Raw genomic sequence first — 24,098 nt, 5'->3', positions numbered from 1 at the left:
TCCGACGGATTCCCGCAATGGCCTCAACCAGCGCGTTGCGTTCGCGCTGGTTGAGGCCATTGCATTGGGTCTGCAAATATGAACAGTCGTGTTGATTTGACCGCGCGGCGTGTTAAGATGTGCCACGTTGTGAGGCAATGATCCGTTATCAGCGGGGAGTCTTCGGAAGAACGGCGGTAAGCGCCTAGTAGACCCGACGGGGTCGGCCCGAGATAGCCGAACACAAGCGGTCGTATGGGCCGCGCTGCGTCGAGTGCAACAGTTCGAGGCGGCGTAACCGGTGCGACAAGCGAGGTGGTACCGCGGTGGCGGTTGCGCAAACGGCAACGGTCATCGTCCTCGTAGGCAGGCGTGGCGGTGATGGTCATGCCGAATGGAACCGTGGGTTCCGGCCGCGAGACCACCGGTCGTGCGGCCGCCGGATTGTCCGGGTCCCGCGGGCTCCGTCTCGGTATGCATCGTCAGTGTGACGTCTGTAGGACCAGTGCACATCATACCGAGGAGAACCATGGTGAGCGAGACCACCAATCATGTCTATCCCAAGGCGAATGAGGGCGGCGAGACCGCACGCATCGCGCCGAACCCCAGCTTCCCCAACATGGAGGAGACCGTTCTCGACTACTGGGACAAGGACGATACCTTCCAGAAGTCCGTCGAGCGCAACCCCTCCGGCGACCACAGCCAGAACGAATTCGTGTTCTTCGACGGCCCGCCGTTCGCGAACGGTCTGCCGCACTACGGCCACCTGCTGACCGGTTATGCCAAGGACGTGATCCCGCGTTATCAGACCATGAAGGGCCGCAAGGTCAATCGCGTGTTCGGTTGGGATACCCACGGCCTGCCCGCCGAGCTTGAGGCGCAGAAGGAGCTCGGCATCGACTCGGTTGACCAGATCGAGAAGATGGGCATCGACAAGTTCAACGACGCCTGCCGCGCCTCCGTGCTGAAGTACACGCACGAATGGCAGGATTACGTGCATCGTCAGGCCCGTTGGGTGGACTTCGAGCACGGATACAAGACCCTGAACATCCCGTATATGGAATCCGTGATGTGGGCCTTCAAGCAGCTCTACGACAAGGGCTTGGCCTATCAGGGCTACCGTGTGTTGCCGTACTGCCCGAAGGACCGCACGCCGCTGAGCGCGCACGAGCTGCGCATGGACGCCGACGTGTACCAGGACCGCCAGGACACCACCGTGTCCGTGGCCGTGAAGATGCGCGATGAGGACGACGCCTACGCCGTCTTCTGGACCACCACCCCGTGGACCGTGCCCACCAACTTCGCCATCGTGGTCGGCGCCGACATCGACTACGTCGAGGTCCGCCCGACCGAAGGCAGGTTCGCCGGCAAGAAGTTCTACCTTGGCAAGGACCTGCTGGGCCACTACGGGAAGGAACTCGGCGAGAACTACGAAGTCGTGCGCGAGCTCAAGGGCTCCGAGCTGGAAGGCCGCCGCTACTACCCGGTCTTCCCGTACTTCGCCGGCGACAAGGCCGAGTCCGAGGGCAACGTGCCCGGCCCGAACGGCTATACGATCTTCACCGCCGATTACGTCGACACCGTTGAAGGTACCGGTCTGGTTCACCAGGCTCCCTACGGTGAGGACGATATGAACACGCTGAACGCCAAGGGCATCAAGAGCACCGACGTGCTCGACGATGGCTGCCGCTTCACCTCGCAGTGCCCCGACTACGAGGGCGATTTCGTGTTCGACGCCAACCTGCCGATCCTGCGCAACCTGCGCGCCGGCGATGGCCCGCTCGCTTCCATCCCGGAGGAGCGCCGCGCGATCCTCTTCCAGGAGAAGAGCTACGTGCACTCCTACCCGCACTGCTGGCGTTGCGCGACCCCGCTGATCTACAAGCCGGTCTCCTCTTGGTTCGTGTCCGTGACCAAGATCAAGCCGCGCCTGCTGGAACTCAACCAGCAGATCAACTGGATCCCGGGCAACGTCAAGGACGGCCAGTTCGGCAAGTGGCTCGCCAACGCGCGCGACTGGTCCATCTCCCGCAACCGCTTCTGGGGTTCCCCGATTCCGGTGTGGGTGAGCGACGACCCGAAGTACCCGCGTGTGGACGTGTACGGTTCGCTCGATGAGCTGAAGAACGACTTCGGCGACTACCCGCGCGACAAGGACGGCAACATCAACATGCACCGTCCGTGGATCGACAACCTGACCCGCGTCAATCCGGACGACCCGACCGGCAAGAGCCACATGCACCGCATCTCCGACGTGCTCGACTGCTGGTTCGAGTCCGGTTCCATGTCGTTCGCGCAGTTCCACTACCCGTTCGAGAACAAGGAGAAGTTCGAACAGCACTTCCCGGCCGACTACATCGTCGAATACATCGGCCAGACCCGTGGCTGGTTCTACCTGCTGCACGTCATGGCGACCGCGCTGTTCGACCGCCCGGCGTTCAAGAACGTGATCTGCCACGGCATCGTGCTCGGCTCCGACGGTCAGAAGATGTCGAAGCACCTGCGCAACTATCCGGACGTGAATGGCGTGTTCGACAAGTACGGTTCCGACGCCATGCGCTGGTTCCTCATGTCTTCGCCGATCCTGCGCGGCGGCAACCTGATCGTCACCGCCGAGGGCATTCGCGACACCGTGCGCCAGGTCATGCTGCCGGTGTGGAGCTCCTACTACTTCTTCACCCTGTACGCCAACGCGGCCAATGGCGGGGCCGGTTTCGACGCCCGCCCGCTGCGTGCGGACGAGGTCGCTGGTCTGCCTGAGATGGACCGTTACCTGCTGGCCCGCACCCGCCGCCTGGTGTTGTCCGCCGAGAAGTCACTGAACGAGTTTGCGATCTCCGATGCCTGCGATGCGGTTTCCGACTTCATCGACGTGCTCACCAACTGGTACATCCGCAACACCCGCGACCGCTTCTGGAATGAGGATGCTTCCGCATTCAACACCCTGTACACCGTGCTTGAGGCGTTCATGCGCGTGCTTGCGCCGCTGGCCCCGATGGAAGCCGAGTCCGTGTGGCGCGGCCTGACCGGTGGCGAGTCCGTGCATCTGGTCGACTGGCCGTTCGTGGTGGACGAGAAGACCGGTGAGGACACCGAACTTGGCCGTGTGCTGGTCGACGACCCGGCTCTGGTGGATGCGATGGAGAAGGTGCGCGAGGTCGTTTCCGGCACTCTGTCCCTGCGCAAGGCCGCCAAGATCCGCGTGCGCCAGCCGCTTTCCAAGCTCACCGTGGTGGTCGAGAACGTGGATGCCGTCAAGGCGTATGACGAATTGTTGAAGTCTGAACTTAATATCAAGAATATTGAGTTCTCGACTCTGGAAGACGCCGCCGCCCACGGTCTGAAGATCGTGCACGAATTGCGCGTGAACGCTCGCGCGGCTGGTCCGCGTCTCGGCAAGCAGGTGCAGTTCGCCATCAAGGCCTCCAAGTCCGGCGATTGGCATGTTGATGCTGCGTCCGGTGCTCCGGTGGTCTCGACGCCGTCCGGCGACCTTGAGCTGGTCGAAGGCGAGTACGAGCTGATCAACCGTGTGGAGGAGGAGAACGCCACCGAGGCTGCCGCTTCGGTCTCCGCCGCGCTGCCGGCCGGTGGCTTCGTGATCCTCGACACCGCGCTTGACGCCGATCTGCTGGCCGAGGGCTACGCCCGTGACGCCATCCGTGCCATCCAGGACGCCCGCAAGGACGCTGATCTGGATATCGCCGACCGCATCTCGCTGGTGCTGACCGTGCCGGCTGATGACGTGGCCAAGGTCGAGCAGTTCCGCGATCTGATCGCCCACGAGACGCTGGCGACTTCCTTTGAGGTGAAGGAAGGCGCCGAGCTCGGTGTGGAGGTTGTTAAGGCGTGATGCTGTAACGTATTTAGTGCTCGCAGGGATTTTGGATCAGTCCAAGGTCTCTGTGGGCACGCGCCATTTGTCTGCGGGCACGCGCCATTTGATGGTGCCAGCCCCTGCATTTGCGGGGATGATCCGTTAATGATGGCCTAAAGCTGATTATGCGACTAAACTCAAGTCAAAAGCAGAAGCGCAATGGAGTTTTGAAAACCAAGAAGAAGGCTGGCTGGAGTAATGCCTCTCGATATAGGCGTTTTGTCCGATGACCGGTAGCGAGGAACAATAGCACGAAGATTGGAGCCACTGTGCGAATCCAATTTTTGAAGGCCCAATGCCCAATAGTTTTCGCATAAAATCGGACTGTTTACCCCGCATGCGCGGGGATGATCCGAGGACAAATACTCGCTTCTTGCCGCAGAGATAGTTTACCCCGCATGCGCGGGGATGATCCGCCACGGCAATCGAACTCGGCAACGGCGAAGGAGTTTACCCCGCATGCGCGGGGATGATCCGGACGTGGACGACCTCGTTGCCTCTGGGCTGCTGTTTACCCCGCATGCGCGGGGATGATCCGCCCTCAAACGTGGACGGCCTCGGCCAGGCCTAGTTTACCCCGCATGCGCGGGGATGATCCGTGGCGGCAGATCGTGTATCCGGCCATCCTGGAGTTTACCCCGCATGCGCGGGGATGATCCGCTCGTGCACCGCAAGGGATACGAGGTCAAACCGTTTACCCCGCATGCGCGGGGATGATCCGACCCGCGGCCTGCTCGAGGCCATCGCCACCAAGTTTACCCCGCATGCGCGGGGATGATCCGGTAGCCGTCCGGTGAAGTGAGGGGAACCCGGAGTTTACCCCGCATGCGCGGGGATGATCCGGCCTCTTCTACCGTGGCGCGGTCAACGACCTGGTTTACCCCGCATGCGCGGGGATGATCCGTCACGCACCTGGTTGGCGCTGACGGATTCGATGTTTACCCCGCATGCGCGGGGATGATCCGAAGGCGATCGTGGCGATGGCCAGGGATATGGCGTTTACCCCGCATGCGCGGGGATGATCCGAAGCCGTTGCCCTCTGAGCTTATCGGCGTGCTGTTTACCCCGCATGCGCGGGGATGATCCGAACGACACATAGGTTTTGCGGTAGCCGCGCCGGTTTACCCCGCATGCGCGGGGATGATCCGAGCGCCCGCACATGGAGCGGGGACGCGTGGCGCATCACCCGTCGCGGCTCGGTTTACCCCGCATGCGCGGGGATGATCCGGAGACGCGTTCATGAGTGGCCGTCTCGCGTTGGTTTACCCCGCATGCGCGGGGATGATCCGAGTACATCGCGCGGTTCGCCGAATGAGAGGAGGTTTACCCCGCATGCGCGGGGATGATCCTGCCAGGTCACCGTGCACACCGCCTACCCGCCCGTTTACCCCGCATGCGCGGGGATGATCCGCCCATGTTGCGCAGTACGCCGGCAGCGTCCCGGTTTACCCCGCATGCGCGGGGATGATCCGCTCAAGGGCAATGCTCTGGACATGTGGGACAGGTTTACCCCGCATGCGCGGGGATGATCCGGCGTGGCGGTGGTTGTCCCGGGTGATGATCCAGTTTACCCCGCATGCGCGGGGATGATCCGCGCCGGCGATGTTCTTGCGATACTCGACGCGGGTTTACCCCGCATGCGCGGGGATGATCCGCACTTGCGATCCCGGCAGGTGGAACGCGCGTTGTTTACCCCGCATGCGCGGGGATGATCCGCGTTGACGTTGCAGCTCGCGGTGATCTCGCCCGTTTACCCCGCATGCGCGGGGATGATCCGTGTACGACTGCTGGGCCTGCGCCGTTGCGGCAGTTTACCCCGCATGCGCGGGGATGATCCGATCTTCTTGGCGATGCCGTTGGCGACCATGACGTTTACCCCGCATGCGCGGGGATGATCCGGTCACGGACAAGATGTTGGACTCCGGGTATCCGTTTACCCCGCATGCGCGGGGATGATCCGCTGACGCCGGTTGAACAGGTGACCGGCACCCGGTTTACCCCGCATGCGCGGGGATGATCCGGCCGAAACCCTCCAGCAGGTCCTCGCCAACGCGTTTACCCCGCATGCGCGGGGACGATCCGACGGGGTTGCAGGCGATGAAGGCGGAGATCAAGTTTACCCCACATGCGCGGGGATGATCCGTTCAAATACGTCCCACTGTTCGGCTGGTGCGTGTTTACCCCGCATGCGCGGGGATGATCCGCAGCTCAACGCCGCGCTCACCTCGCTCAGGGCGTTTACCCCGCATGCGCGGGGATGATCCGGCTGCGTGCCGCCGGCAAACCGTTGCATCCCGGTTTACCCCGCATGCGCGGGGATGATCCGACAATGGACGGAAGAGGAGAAATACTCACGACGTTTACCCCGCATGCGCGGGGATGATCCGGACGCCGCAGTCAACGACGAGGCCACGCCGGAGTTTACCCCGCATGCGCGGGGATGATCCTGACAATGGTCTGATCGGCAGCCTGTTTACCGGGTTTACCCCGCATGCGCGGGGATGATCCTTCGCAGTTCTTCACCAGACGCATCTCGTCGGCGTTTACCCCGCATGCGCGGGGATGATCCGTTTGGCGTGGACAAGGATCACGCGAGCCTAGCATTTGCCCCGCACGCGAGGGGAATGATCCTGCATGATCCCGGTCTGTCTCACCCCAGCAGACGTTTACTCTGCACGCGCGATAACCCGTTTGCGGTCGCCTTCACGTTCGTGACTATGTTTACCTCGCGCGCGAGGATGATCCAGACAGTTCCATGAGTATTAGCCATGCTCATGGGACATTTTATCCACTGTTTTCGCGATCTCAGCGTGCGTAGTATGCGTGCCAACGTCGAGTTGTCGGTGCAAGGGTGAGTAGTGAAACCGGTTGTCCACCGTTGTTAGCGGCGGAAAACGGCTATATATAGATCCGGTCTCGACGATCGCGCACCGACAACTCGGGTTTTCAGAGCATTCGACATGAGTTGTCAAACTTGTCGTTTCGTTTCCGGAAGATCTATACTCTCTTGCATCGGTGAAGAGTACCGGCGGCAATGGTGCCGTCCGATTCGCCGATCCTCAGTAGTTCGGAGGTATGCATGTCGAAAGACGCACAGACGCAACATACGCAATCGCAACCGCCGGCGCCGGCATCGTCCGGTGCCGGTTTGCAGAAAAGCCTCAAACTCATATTCGTCTACACGGTGGCCACCGGCTGCATGTTCACGTATGTGAGTTATTGGGATTCCGTGTTCTTCAGTTATTGCGGAGCGGGCACGTTTCTCGCCTTCGCGCTGATGACCGTGGCGATTCTGCCGACCGCGCTGGTCTACAGCGAGATCTCGCCGCTGTTCAAAACGGCGGGCGGCGAACTGATCTACAACACGGTCGGTATCAACAAGCACGTCGGATTCCTCGCATCATGGCTGATCATGGCGGCATGGATCTCGGTACCGCCCGCCGTGGTGATGGCCATCGCCACATACATCAGTAAACTGTTCAACCTCAACCTGACCTTTCAGGTGACGGTCGGTATCGGTGTGGTCATCCTGCTGCTCGTATTCATCATGAGCCTGCAGGACATCCAGTTCCTCGTGAAAATGCAGGCCGGATGCCTGTTCGCGAACATCGGCACCACGCTGATCACCGCCATACTGATCCTCACGTCCGGCCACTGGGACATCGCCAACGTGCTTGACCTGTTTTCGTTCTCATCGCTGAGTTCGTCCGCGGGCATACCCGCGTGGATCATCGGCATGGCACTGCTCATCACCCCGTATTTCGGCTTCGAGACGGTGCCTCAGATGGTCGAGGAAGGCGACTTCCCGATTAACAACACCAAGGCCGCGATCTGCGGGTCGGTGCTCACCTGCGGCGCGATCTACACGGTGTTTTTCTTCTGCGTGGCCGGGCTCGCCCCGGTCCATGATCTGCTCGCAGGCGACGCGGCCAACGGGTTCATGACCATCACCGCCATGGAGAACCTGCTTGGCTGGAAGATTTGGCCGGTCATTTACGGTCTGGTGTCGATCCTGCTGGGCATGACCGCCTCGATCCTGGGCTTCTGGATGTCGAGCGCGCGCATGATGTACTCGATGGGCACCAAGAACTTCCTGCCCGCCGCGTTCACCAAGGTCAACAAGCACCAGCAGCCGATCCTGCCGAACATCTTCCTGCTGGCGATCAGCCTGATCTTCATTCTGCTGCAGAACGCGGGCAGCTTCATGAACGACTTCTTCAACCTGATGTCGTTCGGTTGCGCCTGCGCGTACGCGCTCACCATGATTTCCGCGGTGCGCATCCACCACAAGCATCCCGAGTGGTATGAGGACAACAGGAATGTGGTTCGCGGCGGCGATTTCTTCCGCATCCTCGCCATGGTGATCATGATCGCGATCGCCTTCTTCTGCACGCTCGGGCAGGGCGCCGGCTCGTGGATCTCGTTCGGCGTGTATCTTGGCGTCGGCGTGCTGACCTGGCTGTGGATGGTCGTGGTGCGCTGGAAGCAGTCTCCGGTCATCATCGAGACGCCCGACGGGCCGCAGGAATTCTAGATATTCGAAACCAAACAAAGGAGTAATCATGGTTCAGCCCAAACTCGAAGGCAAAGTCGCCATCGTCACCGGAGCCGCGGCGGGGCTCGGCGAAGGCATCGCCGAGGTATACGCGAAGTACGGCGCGAAGATCTGCATGGTCGATCTGTCCGCGGATGTCGACGCCACGGCCGAGCGGATCCGCGGCATGTATCCGGATGCGCAGATCATCACCGTTGTGGCCAACGTGGCCGACAAGGCGCAGATGATCGATGCGGCGAAGAAGACTGTCGATGCGTTCGGCACAATCGACGTCGCCTGCTGCAATGCGGGCGTCTGCCGGCTCGCCCCGTTCGACGAGATGCCCGACGAGATGCGTGACTTCCATATCGACGTGAACATCAAGGGCGTGTGGAACAGCTGCCAGGCGGTCATCCCGACCATGCTCGCCAAGGGCGGCGGCGCGATCGTCATCGCCTCGTCCGTCACCGGCGACATCGTCGCCGACGCGGGGGAGGCCGCCTATGCGATGACCAAGGCGGCGCTGGTCGGCCTGACCAAGTGCCTGGCGGTCGAATATGCGGATCGGCATATTCGCGTCAATTGCTCGCAGCTCGGCTACGCGCGCACGCCCATGGTCGAGAAAATGGCGGTCGAATCGAACCCGGAGGATCCGGAATCCGCGATCAACGACATCGCCGTCGGCGTGCCGATGAAGCGGCTGGCCAAGCCGACCGAGGTCGGTGAGCTGTTCGCCTTCCTCGGCAGCGACGAAGCCAGCTACATCACGGGTGCGCAGGTGGTCATCGACGGCGGCAGCACGCTGCCCGAGACCATGAGCATCGGCACGAACTGAGAGGTGCCGCTTCTGATCGGTCATTCCGTTCGGTTTGTGTCGGTAATGGTGTTGGCGATGGCCGGCGATGGTGCCGGTACAAACCGATCGTGAATGGCATGATCAGTTTGTGTGATTGATGCGCGCGAGGGAGTTCCTCGCGCGCATCGTATTCTCTGGCAAGGATCGCCGCACGGCACCGCTTGGCACGCTGGCCGTCGGACTAGGCCAGGGTCTTCAGCAGCGATTCGACGTGCCCCTTCGCCCGCACGTTGTACTTGGCGAGTTCGATCAGACCGTCGGCTCCGATGGCGAAGGTCGAGCGGATCACGCCGACGTGGACCTTGCCGTACAGCTTCTTCTCGCCATATGCGCCGTACCGCTTGTGCACGGTCAGATCGGGGTCCGACAGGAGCGGGAAGGAGAGATGGTCGCGTTCGTGGAACGTGCACAACTTGCCGATCGGATCCTTGGAAACGCCGAGCACCTCGTATCCGAGTGAGGCGAGACGAGCGAGATTGTCGCGAAAGTCACAGGCTTCGGTGGTGCATCCTGGCGTCATTGCGGCCGGGTAGAAGTACAGGAGCACTCGTCTGCCCTGACGGGTGAGTTCGGACAGCGTGACCGTGGCGTCGCTGCCATCCGGATTGACGGCTGGCAGCGTGAAGTCGGGCGCGGACTGGCCGGCCGTGAGCCGGGAGGGGAGGGGCGTGGCGGAAGCGGCGGGTGCGGTGGAATCGGCGGAAGCTGCGGATGCGGTTGAGTCGTGTGTGGATCGTAGCGGGGGATGTGCGACTCTCGTTGGGAGATGAATTTGTGGACGCTGCGCCGCATGTGTGAGTCAATGTTCCCGATCCGCTTCGATCGCAGGTTCCCATGGAGAAACGTGTTATCCGGTGATAGGCTTGTATAAATTAAAAGAGAACTAACAGTATCTGATCAGGAAGATCGGTCTGTCTCCCATGGGCGCACGTCGAGCCATCGATACGCTTGCGGAACGTGGCATCGTGGTCCAGACCATGGGCGGGCCACGCAACGCGGTATGGGAGCACAAAGGCATTCTCTCAGTACTGGACGAGTATGGCACGCAGTACAGAAGGACATGACAATGGATATCTGTTTTCCTCAGGGCAGGCCGCAACTGTCTGCGCAGGCGCTTTCCGTATGGGCCAAAAGCGTGTACCGCGATCCGCTTGACCAACGGTACCTGCAGCTGTGGCAGCATATGGAGGATACCGGGGCGATAGCATCTTGGGTGTGGGACGATTTCATTGCGGATGATGTCAAGACGCTGATTGCCGAAGATGTCGGTTCGTTATCCGCGGCCAGAAACTTGTATATTTTTGTGTCGACCATCCATGACGTAGGTAAAGCGTCGCCTGCGTTTGAAGTGCAGGTGTCATGGCTGGCCGATAAGACCAGAGCAGAGAATCTGGTGATACGTCCGATCATCGCCAAGGATCCGCGGCGGTCGGAGTATCGCCACGAACTTGTGGGCTATGCAAGCGTGCAGGAATGGCTATTATCGCAATGCCGGAGTTCCGGGGATGCGCGACTCGCGCATGGCATCGCATCCATCGTGGCCGGGCATCATGGCACGTCGATTACCGGAGCCAAACGGGATCTGCTGAAACGATATGATGCGGAGGATTTCATCGGTGACGATACATGGCGTCTGGTCCGCTACGAAATGCTGGATTGGGCTGCTGACCTGACGGATTTCCGCTCAGTATATGAGTCAATGGGCGATCGTCCGATGCGGCGACGGTCGCAGATCCTGATTACGGCCATGGTCATCATCGCCGATTGGATCGCCAGCAATGATCGTTTGTTCCCTCTCAACGAATCTTCAATGGATGAGGACCGATGCGACCCGATGAAACGTGCGGCTAAAGCGTGGCATATGCTGCGTTTGCCGCAGCCGTGGCATGCCTCTGCATCCGACCAATCACCGGACGAAATGTTCGCTGCGCGATTCGATCTCCCCGGGGCTCGGTTGCGGCCTGTGCAGCGGGAAGCGGTCCGCATGGCGCAGGCCATGGAGCAGCCGGGATTGATGATCATCGAGGCCAACATGGGCGAAGGCAAGACGGAGGCGGCGTTGATCGCCGCCGAGATTCTCGCTTCACGCTTCCATTGCGGCGGTGTGTATTATGCGCTGCCCAGTCAGGCCACGGTCAACGCCATGTTCACCCGAGTGCTCGACTGGATCGGTCATCTGCCCGCGGAGGATCGTCAGACCGTCGGATCACTCTTTCTGGCACATGGCAAAAGCGAGCTGAACGACAAATATGAGGCTCTGCGCGAGCGCTGGCTCGATGATGGCAGCAGGCTGGACGCCGATTTCAGCGGGATATCGTTGGCCGGTTACGTGGACGGCGATGTAGGCGCCGGCAAGGATGCCGAGAGAGAGTACGATGCGCTGCAGGCGGTCGTCAATTCGTGGTTGACCGGTCGCAAGCGAGGCAATCTGTCCGATTTCGTGGTCGGCACCATTGACCAGATCCTGATGGCGGGGCTGCGAAGCAAGCATGTCGTTCTGCGGCATCTGGCGCTCGCCGGGAAAGTGGTGATCCTCGACGAGATCCACTCGAACACCGCATACATGAACGTCTACATGGAGACCATTCTGTCGTGGATGGGCGCGTATGGAGTGCCGGTGATCATGTTGAGCGCTACACTGCCCCAGGACAGAAGACGGGCGTTTCTGCAGGCATATCGAGATGGCGCGAAATCTTCTCTGGCGGTGGAGCCGCTGGAAGCCCGTGCCGGGGGAATCGGAACGAAACCGCTTACGCGGATGCGTTTTCGGAAGCGTCCACGGACTCCGGAAACCGATCTTTCGTCTGCGGCGTTCGGCTCTGGTCTTACGAACCCTGATGTGGCCCTGGACCTTCGCTACCCGTTGCTATCGTTATCGACCGCGGATCGGGCGTGTGAATCGGTGTCTCCCGCATCGTCAGGACGTTCCACCGATATTCGAGTATCGCTGATCGGAGATGATGACGCATCGCTGCTTGCGTTGCTCCAGGATCGGCTGAGGGAAGGCGGATGCGCGGTCGTCATCCGAGATACGGTGGCTCGGGCGCAGCATGCCTATGATTTCCTGCGCGAGCATTTGGGCTCACACATGGATGTCGGATTGGCTCATTCGCGTTTTCTCGCTTTCGATCGAGCAAGAATCGACCGGGAGCTGATTCACCGTTATGGCAAGCACGGCGATCCGTCTCGGCGTTCCGGAATCATTGTCGCGACGCAGGTCGTGGAACAGTCGCTGGATGTGGATTTCGATCTGATGGTCACCGATATCGCCCCCATTGATCTGATTTTGCAGCGGGCCGGCCGATTGCATCGGCATCATCGCGGGGATGGCGAATGCGACCGTCCAAGGGCGTTGCGCGAAGCCGAACTCATTATCACCGGAGTTGAATGGAAGGAGAATGCCGCGCCGGCATTCATGGGGAATGTGGAGCGGGTGTATCCGAGATATCTGCTGATGCGCTCGCTTGCCGTGCTCGGAATCACCCCGGTACTGAATGGATCGATGAATGTCCCTGACGATATTCCACGACTCGTGCAGACCGTGTACGGCCCGGAACTCGTCTGCCCCGAGACGTGGCGTGATGGTGACGCCGGTGAGCGTCATGCCAAGGATGTGTTGGATGCCGCCATCGAAGAGAGCCAATGCGCGGCTCGGCAGTTCAGAATCCTTCAACCCCAACGGGATCGTGAGCCGTTCATGCTTGATGATTGGCTGAGCTCCGGTGTCTCCGATCCGGATTCGCCGGGCGTGGCCAAGGAGCGTGACGCGCGGGCTGGAGTTCGTGAAAGCGAGGACTCCTTTGAAGTCATTGTGCTGCACAAGAACCGAAATGGTGATCTGGATTTGCCGTCATGGGGCGATTTCGGTGATTCCTCGCCATTGCCTAATGGCATCGGTGCTCCGAGTCGAAGACAGGTACGGGACATGTTATCCTGCACCATCGCACTGAGCCGATCCTCTCTGGCATATTTGGATCTCGATTCGGTAATCGCTGCGCTGGAGGAATCGACGCCTCCGCGATGGTATGAGTACATGCAGCAGAGCCGTGATCTGCGTGGACAGCTGCTGGTGGTCCTTGACCAGAAGGGACACGCGGAATATCCAATACGCATACATAAGAAAAATGGTGAGACAATAACAATGTTGCATCTCCGATATTCAACGATGAGGGGTCTGGAGGCAAGTATCGATGAGTGACGTTTCATTCAATTTGATCGATCGGACCTGGATACCGGTCACGATGCTGCACGACGGGTCGTACAGGTTAGTGTCCATTCTGGAAGCGTTTGATCAGGCCGAAGGTATTCGCTGCATTGAGGGGGATATTCCGCTGCAACGATTCGCTTTGAGCCGTATGCTTCTGGCGATGATGTACGGCATTTTCCCGGAGGATTACGCAAAGGAAGAATGGCGAGAACTATTCGAGGCTGGTCCCGGAACCGCTGAGGTCCGACATGTGATTCACGAATATTGCGATGCTTATCGCCATCGGTTCGATCTTTTCGACGATGTCGCTCCGTTCTATCAGGTTGCCGGACTGCATACGGCGAAGAATGAAATGTCGGGGTTGGAACGCCTGGTGCTGGACGTGCCGAGCGGCGAGCCGTTTTTCACCACTCGTGGCGGAGAAGGATTGGATTCGATGAGCGCTGCCGAGGCGGCTCGCTGGTTGGTGACGATGCAGGCGTATGATGCGTCGGGCATCAAATCGGGTGCGGTCGGTGATCCTCGTGTAAAAGGCGGTAAGGGATATCCTATTGGCGTGGCTTGGAGTGGCCATATCGGGGGTTATCTGGTCGAAGGCAAGAACCTGTGGCAGACATTGGTGCTGAATTTCGTCAGCTCGAAGGTATTCACGGCTGGCGAGGACGGGGTTCGATGGCGTGACGATAGACCGGTTTGGGAGCGCCCGCCGGCGGATGCGAAAGCATATCCGGGCTTGGACCAGCCGGTTGCGGACACCGGCAGGGTGGGCTCATTCCATGGGCCGGCGACGCTGATGACCTGGCAGTCCCGACGTATGCTGCTGTCGCATAGGGGAGAGACCGTCACTGGCGTGTTGGTGTGCAATGGGGACAGGCTGAAGCCGCAGAACGCGCACAACTTTGAAACGATGACGGCGTGGCGTCGGAGCGATTCTCAAGAGAAACTGTTGAAGCAGCCATTGGTGTATATGCCACGCAAGCATGATCCTTCTCGTGCGTTGTGGCGGGGCTTGCCAACCCTTACGGTCGGCGAGAAAAGGGAAACGAAATCCGGCGTCAGCGAGTTCTTGCGTCCCCGCACCCTCGATTGGCTGTCACAGGCGTGTCCTGACGGTATTCCTGTCCGCCTTCATGCGTTTGGTGTGGAATATGGCAATCAGGAGGCAGTTGTCGATTCGACGGTTGATGATGTGCTGGATCTCAATCTTGTGGTGCTCACGTCGGAGAAACCCGAGATGGGGCAAATGATACGTGACGCGGTGGATATCGTCGAGCGTGGGATTGCGGCCTTGCGTAATCTGGCGTCCAATATCGCCATCGCGGAGAACACGCCGGGAGATTCCCAACGCCAGCGGATCGCGGAGGACGGCTATGCGGCGTTTGATCAGGCATTCCGTCGATGGGTTCGTGGCATCGACGGGGACAGAGACCCCCGTTCCCTGATTGCCGAATGGAAATCGATTGCAAGAAGCCTGCTGCTGCGGCTCGGCGAACGATTCGCGTCGCAGGCGTCGACTCGAGCGATCGTTGGACGTGACGTACTCGTCAAAGACGCGGAAACCGGTAAACCGAGAACCGTGCATTACTGCGTTGCCATTGCGGAGATATGGTACCGCAAAAAACTCAACGTAATCATTCCGGCGGAAAAGAGCATTCCCGTGGAAGGAGGGAATTAAGTCATGGAACAATCCGAACGTGGCAAGAGCAACAAGTGGTATCCGAAGCTGACCCCATTCGGCAAATGGGTCGCCGGCCGGGTGCGTCTATTGGCGACAGGCGGCAGATCCCCCTCGGGAATCATTGTGGAAGGGTATGTGCAAGGCGGATCGTACGCTACCGCTGCCTTGGCGAAGCTGCGGCGCAGTGCTGGGCATGAGGTCGGCGCCGACCCGGATGTTTTCGAATGGATATTGCTGGATGTTGACGATCCTGGAGTGTCCGGATGGTATTCGTTTGGTGCAGGGGAGAATCCGACGCCCGAGGAACTCGCTGCGCATGCGGCCATCACCCTGTTCGCCATGCACCAGCAATCCATTCACGAGGCATCGATGCATACGGATGAATGGATCTCTCTTGGACGCGCGGTTGGGCATATGGCCTACGGCAATTTCAATAGCGCCGGGATACAGAGCATGTATGACCGCCTTCAGACCGCCAGCAGTTGGAAGGAAATGGTGCGTCACGCGCGCAGCTTGGTCAAATTGCTCAAGCGGGAGCGCATTCCGTTGAATTACGGTCTGCTGGCGCAGGATCTGCTGAAATTGCAGTCGACACGTGAACCAGCCAATCATGTGAGACTGCAATGGGGGCGGGACTTCCAGAGTGCTTGGAATATCCAGGCCAAGGCGGCGAACAAGGCGAACGCGGAATGAGGCGCATCCCCCACGTAGCGGATGGCCTATTCGGCAGCAACGGCAACTTCACTGTTTACGGTAATCGAGAAAGGACCCATATCATGTCTACTACCAATCGCACCATCGTCGAAATTCATGCGTTGGAGACCACGGCGGCCGCCAATCTGAATCGTGACGATACCGGAAGTCCCAAGACCGTCGAATACGGCGGATACACCAGAGCCCGTGTTTCCAGTCAGGCGTGGAAACGGCCGACCCGTATGATGTTTCGGGATTCGTTCGACGCCAGCGATCTGGGAGTGCGCACCAAGCATGTTGTGGAGATTCTTGGCGACCGGATCATGTCGCGGGATCCCGAGATAGGGCGCGAAACCGCGATCGGCATTGCGGAATGCGTGCTGCGTGACGGTGCCGGCATCAAGCTTGACAAGCCTCGCAAAAAGAAGGATGCTGATGACAATGCTGATAATGATGTAAGCCAGTCCAAGTATCTGCTATTCATGGGCAATCGACAGTATGATCAGCTTACGGATATTGCGATTGATGCGCTCGGAACGGAAGACCCCGCCAAAACGGTCAAATCCAATAAGAAGACCATCAAGCAGATCGTGATGAATGATCGTTCCATTGATGTGGCGATGTTCGGTCGCATGGTCGCCGACGATACGGATCTTAACGTGGATGCCGCCGCACAGGTGGCCCATGCGATCAGTGTACAGGCCATTGAACCGGAATCGGATTTTTTCACTGCCGTCGACGATAAGCAGGATCGCGGAGATGAGGATGGGGCCGGTGACGCCGGAGCGGCCATGATCGGTCAGGTCGAATTCAACGCCGCTACATTTTACCGGTATGCGAATGTCGACGCCAACCGTCTCAACGATACTTTGGGTGACGTCGCGGCGACGGCCAAGGCGGTCTCCGTCTTCGTGCGGTCGTTCGTGAGCAGTATGCCGCAGGGCAAAAGCAATTCTTTCGCCAACGGTACATTGCCTGATCTGATCGTGGTTAATGTCCGGGACACCCAAGCCGTTAATCTTGTCGGCGCCTTCGAGCGGCCCGTAGAACCGGATTACGTGCAGCACGCCACCGAGGCGTTGGTGAAACGAGAACGTGATTTCGATAATGTATACGGCATCACTCCGGTAAAAACGTGGGTGGTACGTATCGGACAGGATACCGAAGCCGCTGACTCGTTGGTCGAATCTCCTTCGACGCTCAAGGAAATGCTGGAAGGTGTCGAACAGGTTGTCGCTTCGCGTCTGAACCAGGAGTAGTCATGCCGGTGTTACTGATACGGCTGGCCGCTCCCATGCAGTCGTGGGGTGCCAGCAGCCGTTTTACGCGAAGGGAAACCGAGATGCTCCCGACAAAAAGCGGAGTCATCGGTATGATCGCTGCTGCCTTGGGAATCGGGCGTGAGGAATCCCTCGCCCGATTTGCGGGGCTGCGTTTCGGAGTGCGTGCCGACCAACCGGGCACGCTTATGTCCGACTATCATACAGCCAAAACCGAGGCTGGGGACATGCTGCCGCTTTCACGACGGTACTATCTGCAGGATGCGGTGTTCCTGGCTGGCTTGGAAAGTGAGGATGCCTCTGCTCTGGAAGAATATAGGCAAGCGCTGGCTTCTCCGCATTATCAGCTTTTTTTGGGGCGTCGTTCCTGTCCGCCGGATGGACCGGTGCAGACTTGGCTGTCAGACGAGTTTTTGGAAGATGCGCTGACTCATGCACCGTGGCGTGCGACGGAACAATATCAACGACGTGCATTGCGAGATCGAAGTCTGTTTCCCGAGCGTTGTTTCGCAGAGGTTGTCGTTGAGCCTCGAGCGGATGGGGATCTCCTCGGTGATTTTACGGATGAACTGGCCGATGAGCCGGTGAGTTTCGATCCTCAACGGCGTGTGTGGAAGCCGAGACGCATTTCTCGGTTGTCTCAGGAGGTACGGCCCGATCCGACCGTATCGGTTCCGACCACGACTCCGACGCCAAGTCACAGTGGACGGTTAACCCAAAGCGGCGGTAATTTTGGTGAGAATGCGGAAAATACGCGCTCGGGTGATTCGGCACTTGATGGTGATGTGTTTTTCCAAGCGGTCGTCAATCCGGAGGATAAGGAATCATGACTGTATTTTCAAGGGTTCTTATCGATTCTCGGCGGCGCAGTGCAGCTCGGGTGCTGGCATCCTTGGAACGGCAACATGCCGTTATCGCGCGTGCGCTCGATCCGGATTCCCTGATGCGCGATGGGGTCGCACCACGATCGCTATGGCGCCTTGATCCAGGGCGAAGAGGTCATCCGTGCCGACTGTATATTGTATCCGAGAAGACCCCGGATATGTCGGTGCTATGCGAACAGTTCGGAGTGGAAAGTGGAGATATTGCCACCTGCTCATATGATTTGTTCCTGTCTCGGCTGACATGCGGGCAGGAATGGGGGTTCCGGCTCAAGGCGAATCCGACGAAATCCATCGCATCCGGTGACCTGTCGATCCGAGGAAAACGAACGGGGCTGCTGTCATATGATGATCAGCTTGAGTGGCTGTATCGCAAAGCCAGAGAGTCGGGGTTCCACTTGCCGATCAACCGGTTGGAAATGCCGGAGGTCGTGGTGAGGGAGTCAAGGAAAATCAATTTTGTTCGGCGCAATTCGACGGTCACATTATCCTCCGCGGTATATGAAGGAGTGCTCGCTGTGGATGATCCGGAGCTGTTGCGCAACGCATTGGTCTCGGGAATCGGACGTGCGAAAGGCTATGGTTTTGGACTGCTTACTTTGGTGCCGCTGGTCAAGAATTCCAAGCAAGGGGACTGAATATGGCCGACATTCCCGGAGTCAGGCCTCCGGAACTCACGTCGTTGGTGCGGGTGCAGGATCGGCTGACGTTTTTGTACGCCGAGCATTGCGTGGTGAACAGGGCTGATAACGCCGTTACCGTCACTGATGCAAGAGGAACCGTGTACGTTCCCGCAGCAGCGTTGGGAGTGCTCATGCTTGGCCCAGGCAGCAATATCACCTATGCGGCGATATGCTTGTTAGCGGAATCGCGGTCGACATGCATATGGGTGGGGGAGCGTGGCGTGCGATACTACTGCCACGGCGCGTCCCTCGCCCAGTCGACGCGATTGCTGGAAGCACAGGCCAGATTAGTGTCCTCGGAGCGCACCCGGGTAAAGGTGGCACGGAGAATGTATGCCATGCGTTTTCCCAATGAACGCACTGATGGCCTTACCATGCAGCAATTATTGGGCAAAGAAGGCACAAGGGTACGTCGGGCTTATGAGCGCGAATCGCAGCGGACTGGGGTCTCTTGGAGCGGACGGTCATATAAGACCACCGATTTCGATGATGCGGATGAGGTGAACCGCGCCTTGTCGGCGGCGAACACCGCGTTGTATGGGGTGGTTCATGCGGTGATCGTCGCATTGGGTTGCTCTCCGGGACTGGGATTCGTCCATGCGCGCAATGAGAGGAGTTTCGTTTACGATATCGCTGACCTGTATAAGGTTGACATCACGATTCCCTTGGCTTTTGATCTGGTCGCGGATCAAGTGGCCGACGTTGCGGTCGCTGCTAGACGCGGCATGCGTGACAGGATGAAGGACGGAAAATTCATGCAAAGATGCGTTCGTGATGTGCGCTCACTGCTGTTGGAACCAGATCGGGCTGCAGTTGAATCCTTGGAAGTCGAGGATCTCACGACGAAGTTGTGGGCTGGAGCATCGGGATTCATGGATAGCGGCAAGAATTATTCACGGGATACAGAGGACGTAGTCACAGAAGCCTATGCAACTGATGCTTCTGCTGCGACCTTGGATGAGTTTGATACCTTTTATGACGACGAGTCCACTGTAAATGACTCGGTTCGTGAGGATTTTCGTGCGATGCGGAATGAGGAATCATCGTGATCGTCGTGGTATTGACGGTTTCTCCTCCTAAGCTGCGCGGTCATCTCACTCGATGGTTGTTTGAGATCTCCCCGGGCGTATATGTGGGAAAGGTCTCTTCCCGTGTTCGAGAATTGCTTTGGGATCAGATTCTTGACAACATAGGAGAAGGGCGGGCCATCATGGTCTATTCCTCCAATAATGAGCAAGGATTGGAATTTCGGACACACGGGCAGGAATGGCAGCCTGTGGATTATGAGGGCCTAGAACTGATCATGCGACCGAATACCAGCCAGAAGCAGCAACGTAATGGTGCCAAGAAGACTGGCTGGAGTCGGGCTTCTCGCTATCGTCGGTACGGAAGATAAACTGATTACAGCGAAAAAATAAGAAATACAAGGATGCGGGATGGTGACTGTGGCAATCCAATTTTTTCGGTATTTCATTCCGCGGTTTTCCGCATAAAATAACACTGTTGGCCCCGCACGCGCGGGGATGATCCGCGCGCGACGCATGGATCAGCGGCCGCCTGCCCGTTGGCCCCGCACGCGCGGGGATGATCCGGACACGAAGCAGCCGAACTACCGAAGGCATTGGTTGGCCCCGCACGCGCGGGGATGATCCGCATGGCGTGCCGGACAGGGAGATCATGGCGTCGTTGGCCCCGCACGCGCGGGGATGATCCGGGACCGTGGCGCACCGACTACGAGGCTATGGCGTTGGCCCCGCACGCGCGGGGATGATCCGACCTTCTGCATATCCGCAAGAAGCTCTTTGTGGTTGGCCCCGCACGCGCGGGGATGATCCGCATTTCTTTTCATACCTGAGATGAATCCCGGTGGTTGGCCCCGCACGCGCGGGGATGATCCGAATTTTTGACAACTGCCGCGGACGGCAAGCAAGTTGGCCCCGCACGCGCGGGGATGATCCGAATTTTTGACAACTGCCGCGGACGGCAAGCAAGTTGGCCCCGCACGCGCGGGGATGATCCGAAACGTGTCCTTCCCATCTCGTCGGCCATCTGGTTGGCCCCGCACGCGCGGGGATGATCCGTGGGTATCCGCCGCATCTCCAACAGGGAGCTCGTTGGCCCCGCACGCGCGGGGATGATCCGCATGCTCGCCCAAATCGCCACATCCCAGGAACGTTGGCCCCGCACGCGCGGGGATGATCCGTCGCTGGGCTGGTATCCGGTGAGGGTGGCGAAGTTGGCCCCGCACGCGCGGGGATGATCCGCCCCTATGCCGGGTATGTGCGTTGCCTGACTCGTTGGCCCCGCACGCGCGGGGATGATCCGGCGTCGAGAAGCCATGTCGTAGGACTGGTGGGGTTGGCCCCGCACGCGCGGGGATGATCCGAGGATGCGTGCCCATCGCCATCGTATCCTCCTGTTGGCCCCGCACGCGCGGGGATGATCCGGATAAGGCCCTATGGCGAGTTTACGACGGCATGTTGGCCCCGCACGCGCGGGGATGATCCGTGTTGGGCTTGAGCACGAAGTTCTCATTGAGAGTTGGCCCCGCACGCGCGGGGATGATCCGGCATCAGATGGGCCCAAGGCAAAGCCGACCGGGTTGGCCCCGCACGCGCGGGGATGATCCGAACATGGCGGCCAACAGCATCACATCCGACAAGTTGGCCCCGCACGCGCGGGGATGATCCGCTCCGTCCCAACGTGACGTTCGGAGCGGTGCAGTTGGCCCCGCACGCGCGGGGATGATCCGATCGTGTCCGCCGCGATCATCGCGGACAAGCTGTTGGCCCCGCACGCGCGGGGATGATCCGCTCGAAATGGATTTCCCCGTCGAACCCGGTATGTTGGCCCCGCACGCGCGGGGATGATCCGACGCCCAGAGTGGGGAAATCCACGACGAATTCGTTGGCCCCGCACGCGCGGGGATGATCCGTTGTTGATCGTGCCGGCGATGTTCTCCACGCCGTTGGCCCCGCACGCGCGGGGATGATCCGCGAGGGAACGGGTGAGATCGCATATGCCGGTGGTTGGCCCCGCACGCGCGGGGATGATCCGCGAGGGAACGGGTGAGATCGCATATGCCGGTGGTTGGCCCCGCACGCGCGGGGATGATCCTGCCTCCCGATTCGGTGACTCCCAACCGGTCCGGTTGGCCCCGCACGCGCGGGGATGATCCGTACTTGGATGCAGTGAAATTGGGCGAGGCTGGGTTGGCCCCGCACGCGCGGGGATGATCCGTCGGACGGCGGCGTGTCGATGAAGGACAGCATGTTGGCCTCGCACGCGCGGGGATGATCCGTGCGTTGAAACGCGCCGGGATCGACAAGAGCAGCTGGCCCCGTGTGCGGGGATGATACGAATTGGGAGAAATTCCCTGAATAATTTCTATCCTCCGTTGGTCCTGCGCGTGGGAGATGATCTACACAATGGCGTTATGTGCCTGTTGGCTCTGCCCTCGCGAGAATGACCTAGACCGTGATGGTCGAGTGGCTCTCAGCGTGTTGTTATTAGCTCCGTGTATACGAGGATGGCTTGTGTAACGGTGTGTGCGTGGCTGTTATCGTTCCGAGCTTGCTATCAAAAAACATTAATATACCGAATCCCGAAACACTCTGTTCCATATCGCGCGACGCGCCAAGCCACGATTAACGCAGCTGTTCCCAGCGTCTTGGTAATGTGTGTCTCGTGAATCAAACGGCATCTGATAACGCTGAAGAGTTCGGGTTCCACACCGGGGACATCGTCCAGGAGTGGTTGTGGGACGACGACGTGGATGACTCCATCCGCGCCAAGATCGAGGAGCTGACCGGTGAGGATCTGGTCGACGAGGATTATGATTCCGCCGTCGACGGGGTGATCATCTGGTGGCGCGATGGTGATGACGAGGATGAGCTGTCCGACGTGATCGTGGACGCATATGCTGTCCTTGGCGATGACGGTCCATTCTGGGTGCTGACCCCGAAGCCGGGGCGCCCGGGAGCCGCTAGCTCCAGCACCGTCCAGTCCGCGGCGAAGACCGCCGGTATGAATGCCGCCACGCCGCTGACCGTCAGCAAGGACTGGAACGGCATTCATCTGCGTGCCTTCGGCAAAGGAAAGTAGCCTTACAGCTTTTTTCTTACAGCTTTTTTATAGTGGCTGTTATGTGTGGGCGAACGCTGCCGTGTAATATATCAAGTTCTGCTGGGGCGGCGTATCATTATACAGATGAGTCCGTATCGTGATACGCCTTTCTCAGAGCAGTTCCTTTTGTGAGACCGATGGTTCTGCGGTACCGCCGGTGCCTTGTCCTACTGTCGGGTGATTGTGCCAAGTGATTGTTTGGCTGGATATCCTTGTCCGAGTCCGATTGACCGGTGATCCAATAAGATGGATATGCTGGTGATCATGCACTGAATGCTTCCCGTATGTGCAGTTTTTATCAAGAGGTTTTTCCGACTGACATTGTTTGCCCCGCGCGTGCGGGGATGATCCTGTTTTTGAGGATGCACGTTCTCAAAAGGTTCTCAGTTTCCCCGCACTTGCGGGGATTTGTCTATATACTGAAAATCTAATTTTCATCAAAAACCTTTGTACTTTATGATATGCTAATCCCATCAGATTTAAATGAGCTGCTGGCTGTCACTAACTGTTCGACAATTAGGACTGCTAATAGCCCAGACAGGGGAAAGGTATGCATTATGGATGTGAATATCACGCTTCTGTTGCTGTGTGTGTTGATAATCCTGATAAAGTTCAATACCCCGCATCACAAATAGCTAAGCGGTTTTGTTCATGCTAATGCTTGGAGATGCCGAATTGGAACAGTCGCAGATGCTTTCCAACTGTACTTTTCCGTTGACATTTCGTCCGGTTTCCTGTGAGCGAGGAAACCGGTCTGACTCCACGTGAGTATACGAGCTCATCCATTCCGCTGCGCCTGCTGTTCGGCCTTTACGCAGTCGATGGCGATCACGAGGGACACGATCAGCGCCTCCAGCCGCGTGTCGAATACCGTGACCTCATACGTATCGCCCCAGGCCAGCCATCGCTGCGCGATGCGTGCGACCTCGGCGCCGTCCCGCGTGACGGTGAAGTTCATATCCCACCAGTCGCCCTCGATCGACAGTCCTTGCGCGTCGATGCGGTACCGATCCCTGAAGACGGTGAGTTCCTTGTCGATCGTCGCGACCTCGTTGCCGCCCATCAGCACGGAGAAATGCGGCAGCCAGCTCAGCACCTTCTTGACGATGACGGCGATCTCGTTGCCCGATGCGTCGTAGACCTGAAACGACTTGGGGATCCGCATGAAACTGCCCTGCACGCTGTAGCGCGGAAATCCATTGGCATCGGTCACGTTGAACTGCTCGCCGAGCGAGAATACCTTCTGTTTGATGTACAGCTGCTGCATGATATGCCCCTTTACAGATTAATGTCCGAAAATGATGC

At 59.1% G+C, this 24,098-nt stretch carries 13 protein-coding genes, 1 pseudogene and 2 CRISPR repeat arrays; of the genes and pseudogenes, 12 read left to right on the top strand and 2 right to left on the bottom strand.

The window, feature by feature from the left end; all coding sequences use genetic code 11:
• Positions 1–511 precede the first annotated feature (511 nt).
• From ileS to ucpA, 3 genes are all read left to right on the top strand, one after another.
• Entirely contained in the window at positions 512–3,832 is a 3,321-nt protein-coding gene (gene ileS, locus BBSC_RS09535) for a mupirocin-resistant isoleucine--tRNA ligase (RefSeq protein ID WP_269429184.1), read from the top strand.
• 350 nt (positions 3,833–4,182) lie between these two features.
• Positions 4,183–6,426: direct repeats of the CRISPR family, unit length 29 nt; unit sequence GTTTACCCCGCATGCGCGGGGATGATCCG.
• Between the two features lie 509 nt (positions 6,427–6,935).
• Positions 6,936–8,390 (top strand): APC family permease, encoded by a 1,455-nt coding sequence (locus tag BBSC_RS09530; RefSeq protein ID WP_046726004.1) that lies wholly within the window; start codon positions 6,936–6,938, stop codon positions 8,388–8,390.
• A gap of 28 nt (positions 8,391–8,418) precedes the next feature.
• Complete coding sequence (gene ucpA / locus BBSC_RS09525) at positions 8,419–9,225, top strand: SDR family oxidoreductase UcpA (protein ID WP_033517837.1); 807 nt, start codon at positions 8,419–8,421, stop codon at positions 9,223–9,225.
• Positions 9,226–9,427: 202 nt separating this feature from the next.
• Here ucpA and bcp read toward each other — a convergent pair.
• Positions 9,428–9,937 (bottom strand): annotated as a pseudogene (bcp, locus tag BBSC_RS09520) (thioredoxin-dependent thiol peroxidase); the annotation flags it as partial.
• A 369-nt stretch (positions 9,938–10,306) separates the two neighbouring features.
• On the opposite strand from bcp, the gene cas3 reads away from it, so the two are divergent.
• From cas3 to BBSC_RS09480, 9 genes are all read left to right on the top strand, one after another.
• Positions 10,307–13,444: a CRISPR-associated helicase Cas3' gene (gene cas3 / locus BBSC_RS12880; RefSeq protein ID WP_161787644.1), complete on the top strand. Its 3,138-nt coding sequence runs from the start codon at positions 10,307–10,309 to the stop codon at positions 13,442–13,444.
• Positions 13,437–15,128, top strand: a complete 1,692-nt coding sequence (gene casA, locus BBSC_RS09510) for a type I-E CRISPR-associated protein Cse1/CasA (RefSeq protein WP_033517835.1) — start codon at positions 13,437–13,439, stop codon at positions 15,126–15,128. Before cas3 ends, casA begins: the two co-directional genes overlap by 8 nt.
• 3 nt (positions 15,129–15,131) lie before the next feature.
• Positions 15,132–15,824, top strand: a complete 693-nt coding sequence (gene casB / locus BBSC_RS09505) for a type I-E CRISPR-associated protein Cse2/CasB (RefSeq protein ID WP_033517834.1) — start codon at positions 15,132–15,134, stop codon at positions 15,822–15,824.
• 83 nt (positions 15,825–15,907) lie between these two features.
• Positions 15,908–17,083, top strand: a complete 1,176-nt coding sequence (gene cas7e, locus BBSC_RS09500) for a type I-E CRISPR-associated protein Cas7/Cse4/CasC (protein ID WP_033517906.1) — start codon at positions 15,908–15,910, stop codon at positions 17,081–17,083.
• A 2-nt stretch (positions 17,084–17,085) separates the two neighbouring features.
• On the top strand, positions 17,086–17,934 hold the full coding sequence (gene cas5e, locus BBSC_RS13390; protein ID WP_081892918.1) for a type I-E CRISPR-associated protein Cas5/CasD: 849 nt from the start codon (positions 17,086–17,088) through the stop codon (positions 17,932–17,934).
• Complete coding sequence (cas6e, locus tag BBSC_RS09490; RefSeq protein ID WP_033517829.1) at positions 17,931–18,623, top strand: type I-E CRISPR-associated protein Cas6/Cse3/CasE; 693 nt, start codon at positions 17,931–17,933, stop codon at positions 18,621–18,623. The genes cas5e and cas6e overlap by 4 nt, the downstream gene beginning before the upstream one ends.
• A gap of 2 nt (positions 18,624–18,625) precedes the next feature.
• Positions 18,626–19,717, top strand: coding sequence for a type I-E CRISPR-associated endonuclease Cas1e (cas1e, locus tag BBSC_RS09485; protein WP_081892919.1), 1,092 nt, complete (start codon positions 18,626–18,628; stop codon positions 19,715–19,717).
• A complete protein-coding gene (gene cas2e, locus BBSC_RS13385) occupies positions 19,714–20,064 on the top strand; it encodes a type I-E CRISPR-associated endoribonuclease Cas2e (RefSeq protein ID WP_081892920.1) in 351 nt (116 codons plus the stop codon). Before cas1e ends, cas2e begins: the two co-directional genes overlap by 4 nt.
• 106 nt (positions 20,065–20,170) lie before the next feature.
• A CRISPR array of direct repeats spans positions 20,171–21,969; the repeat unit is 29 nt; unit sequence GTTGGCCCCGCACGCGCGGGGATGATCCG.
• A 377-nt stretch (positions 21,970–22,346) separates the two neighbouring features.
• Positions 22,347–22,772 carry a DUF3052 domain-containing protein gene (locus BBSC_RS09480; RefSeq protein WP_161787643.1) on the top strand — a complete coding sequence of 142 codons (426 nt, stop codon included), beginning with the start codon at positions 22,347–22,349 and terminating at the stop codon, positions 22,770–22,772.
• A 799-nt stretch (positions 22,773–23,571) separates the two neighbouring features.
• Here the strand turns inward: BBSC_RS09480 and BBSC_RS09475 are convergent.
• Complete coding sequence (locus BBSC_RS09475; protein ID WP_033517825.1) at positions 23,572–24,060, bottom strand: LURP-one-related/scramblase family protein; 489 nt, start codon at positions 24,058–24,060, stop codon at positions 23,572–23,574.
• Between the last annotated feature and the right edge of the window lie 38 nt (positions 24,061–24,098).

The sequence above is a fragment of the Bifidobacterium scardovii JCM 12489 = DSM 13734 genome (assembly GCF_001042635.1).
GTDB classification, from domain to species: domain Bacteria; phylum Actinomycetota; class Actinomycetes; order Actinomycetales; family Bifidobacteriaceae; genus Bifidobacterium; species Bifidobacterium scardovii.
The sequence above is the reverse complement of the archived record's forward strand: the minus strand, read 5'-3'. Positions and strand labels throughout refer to the sequence as shown.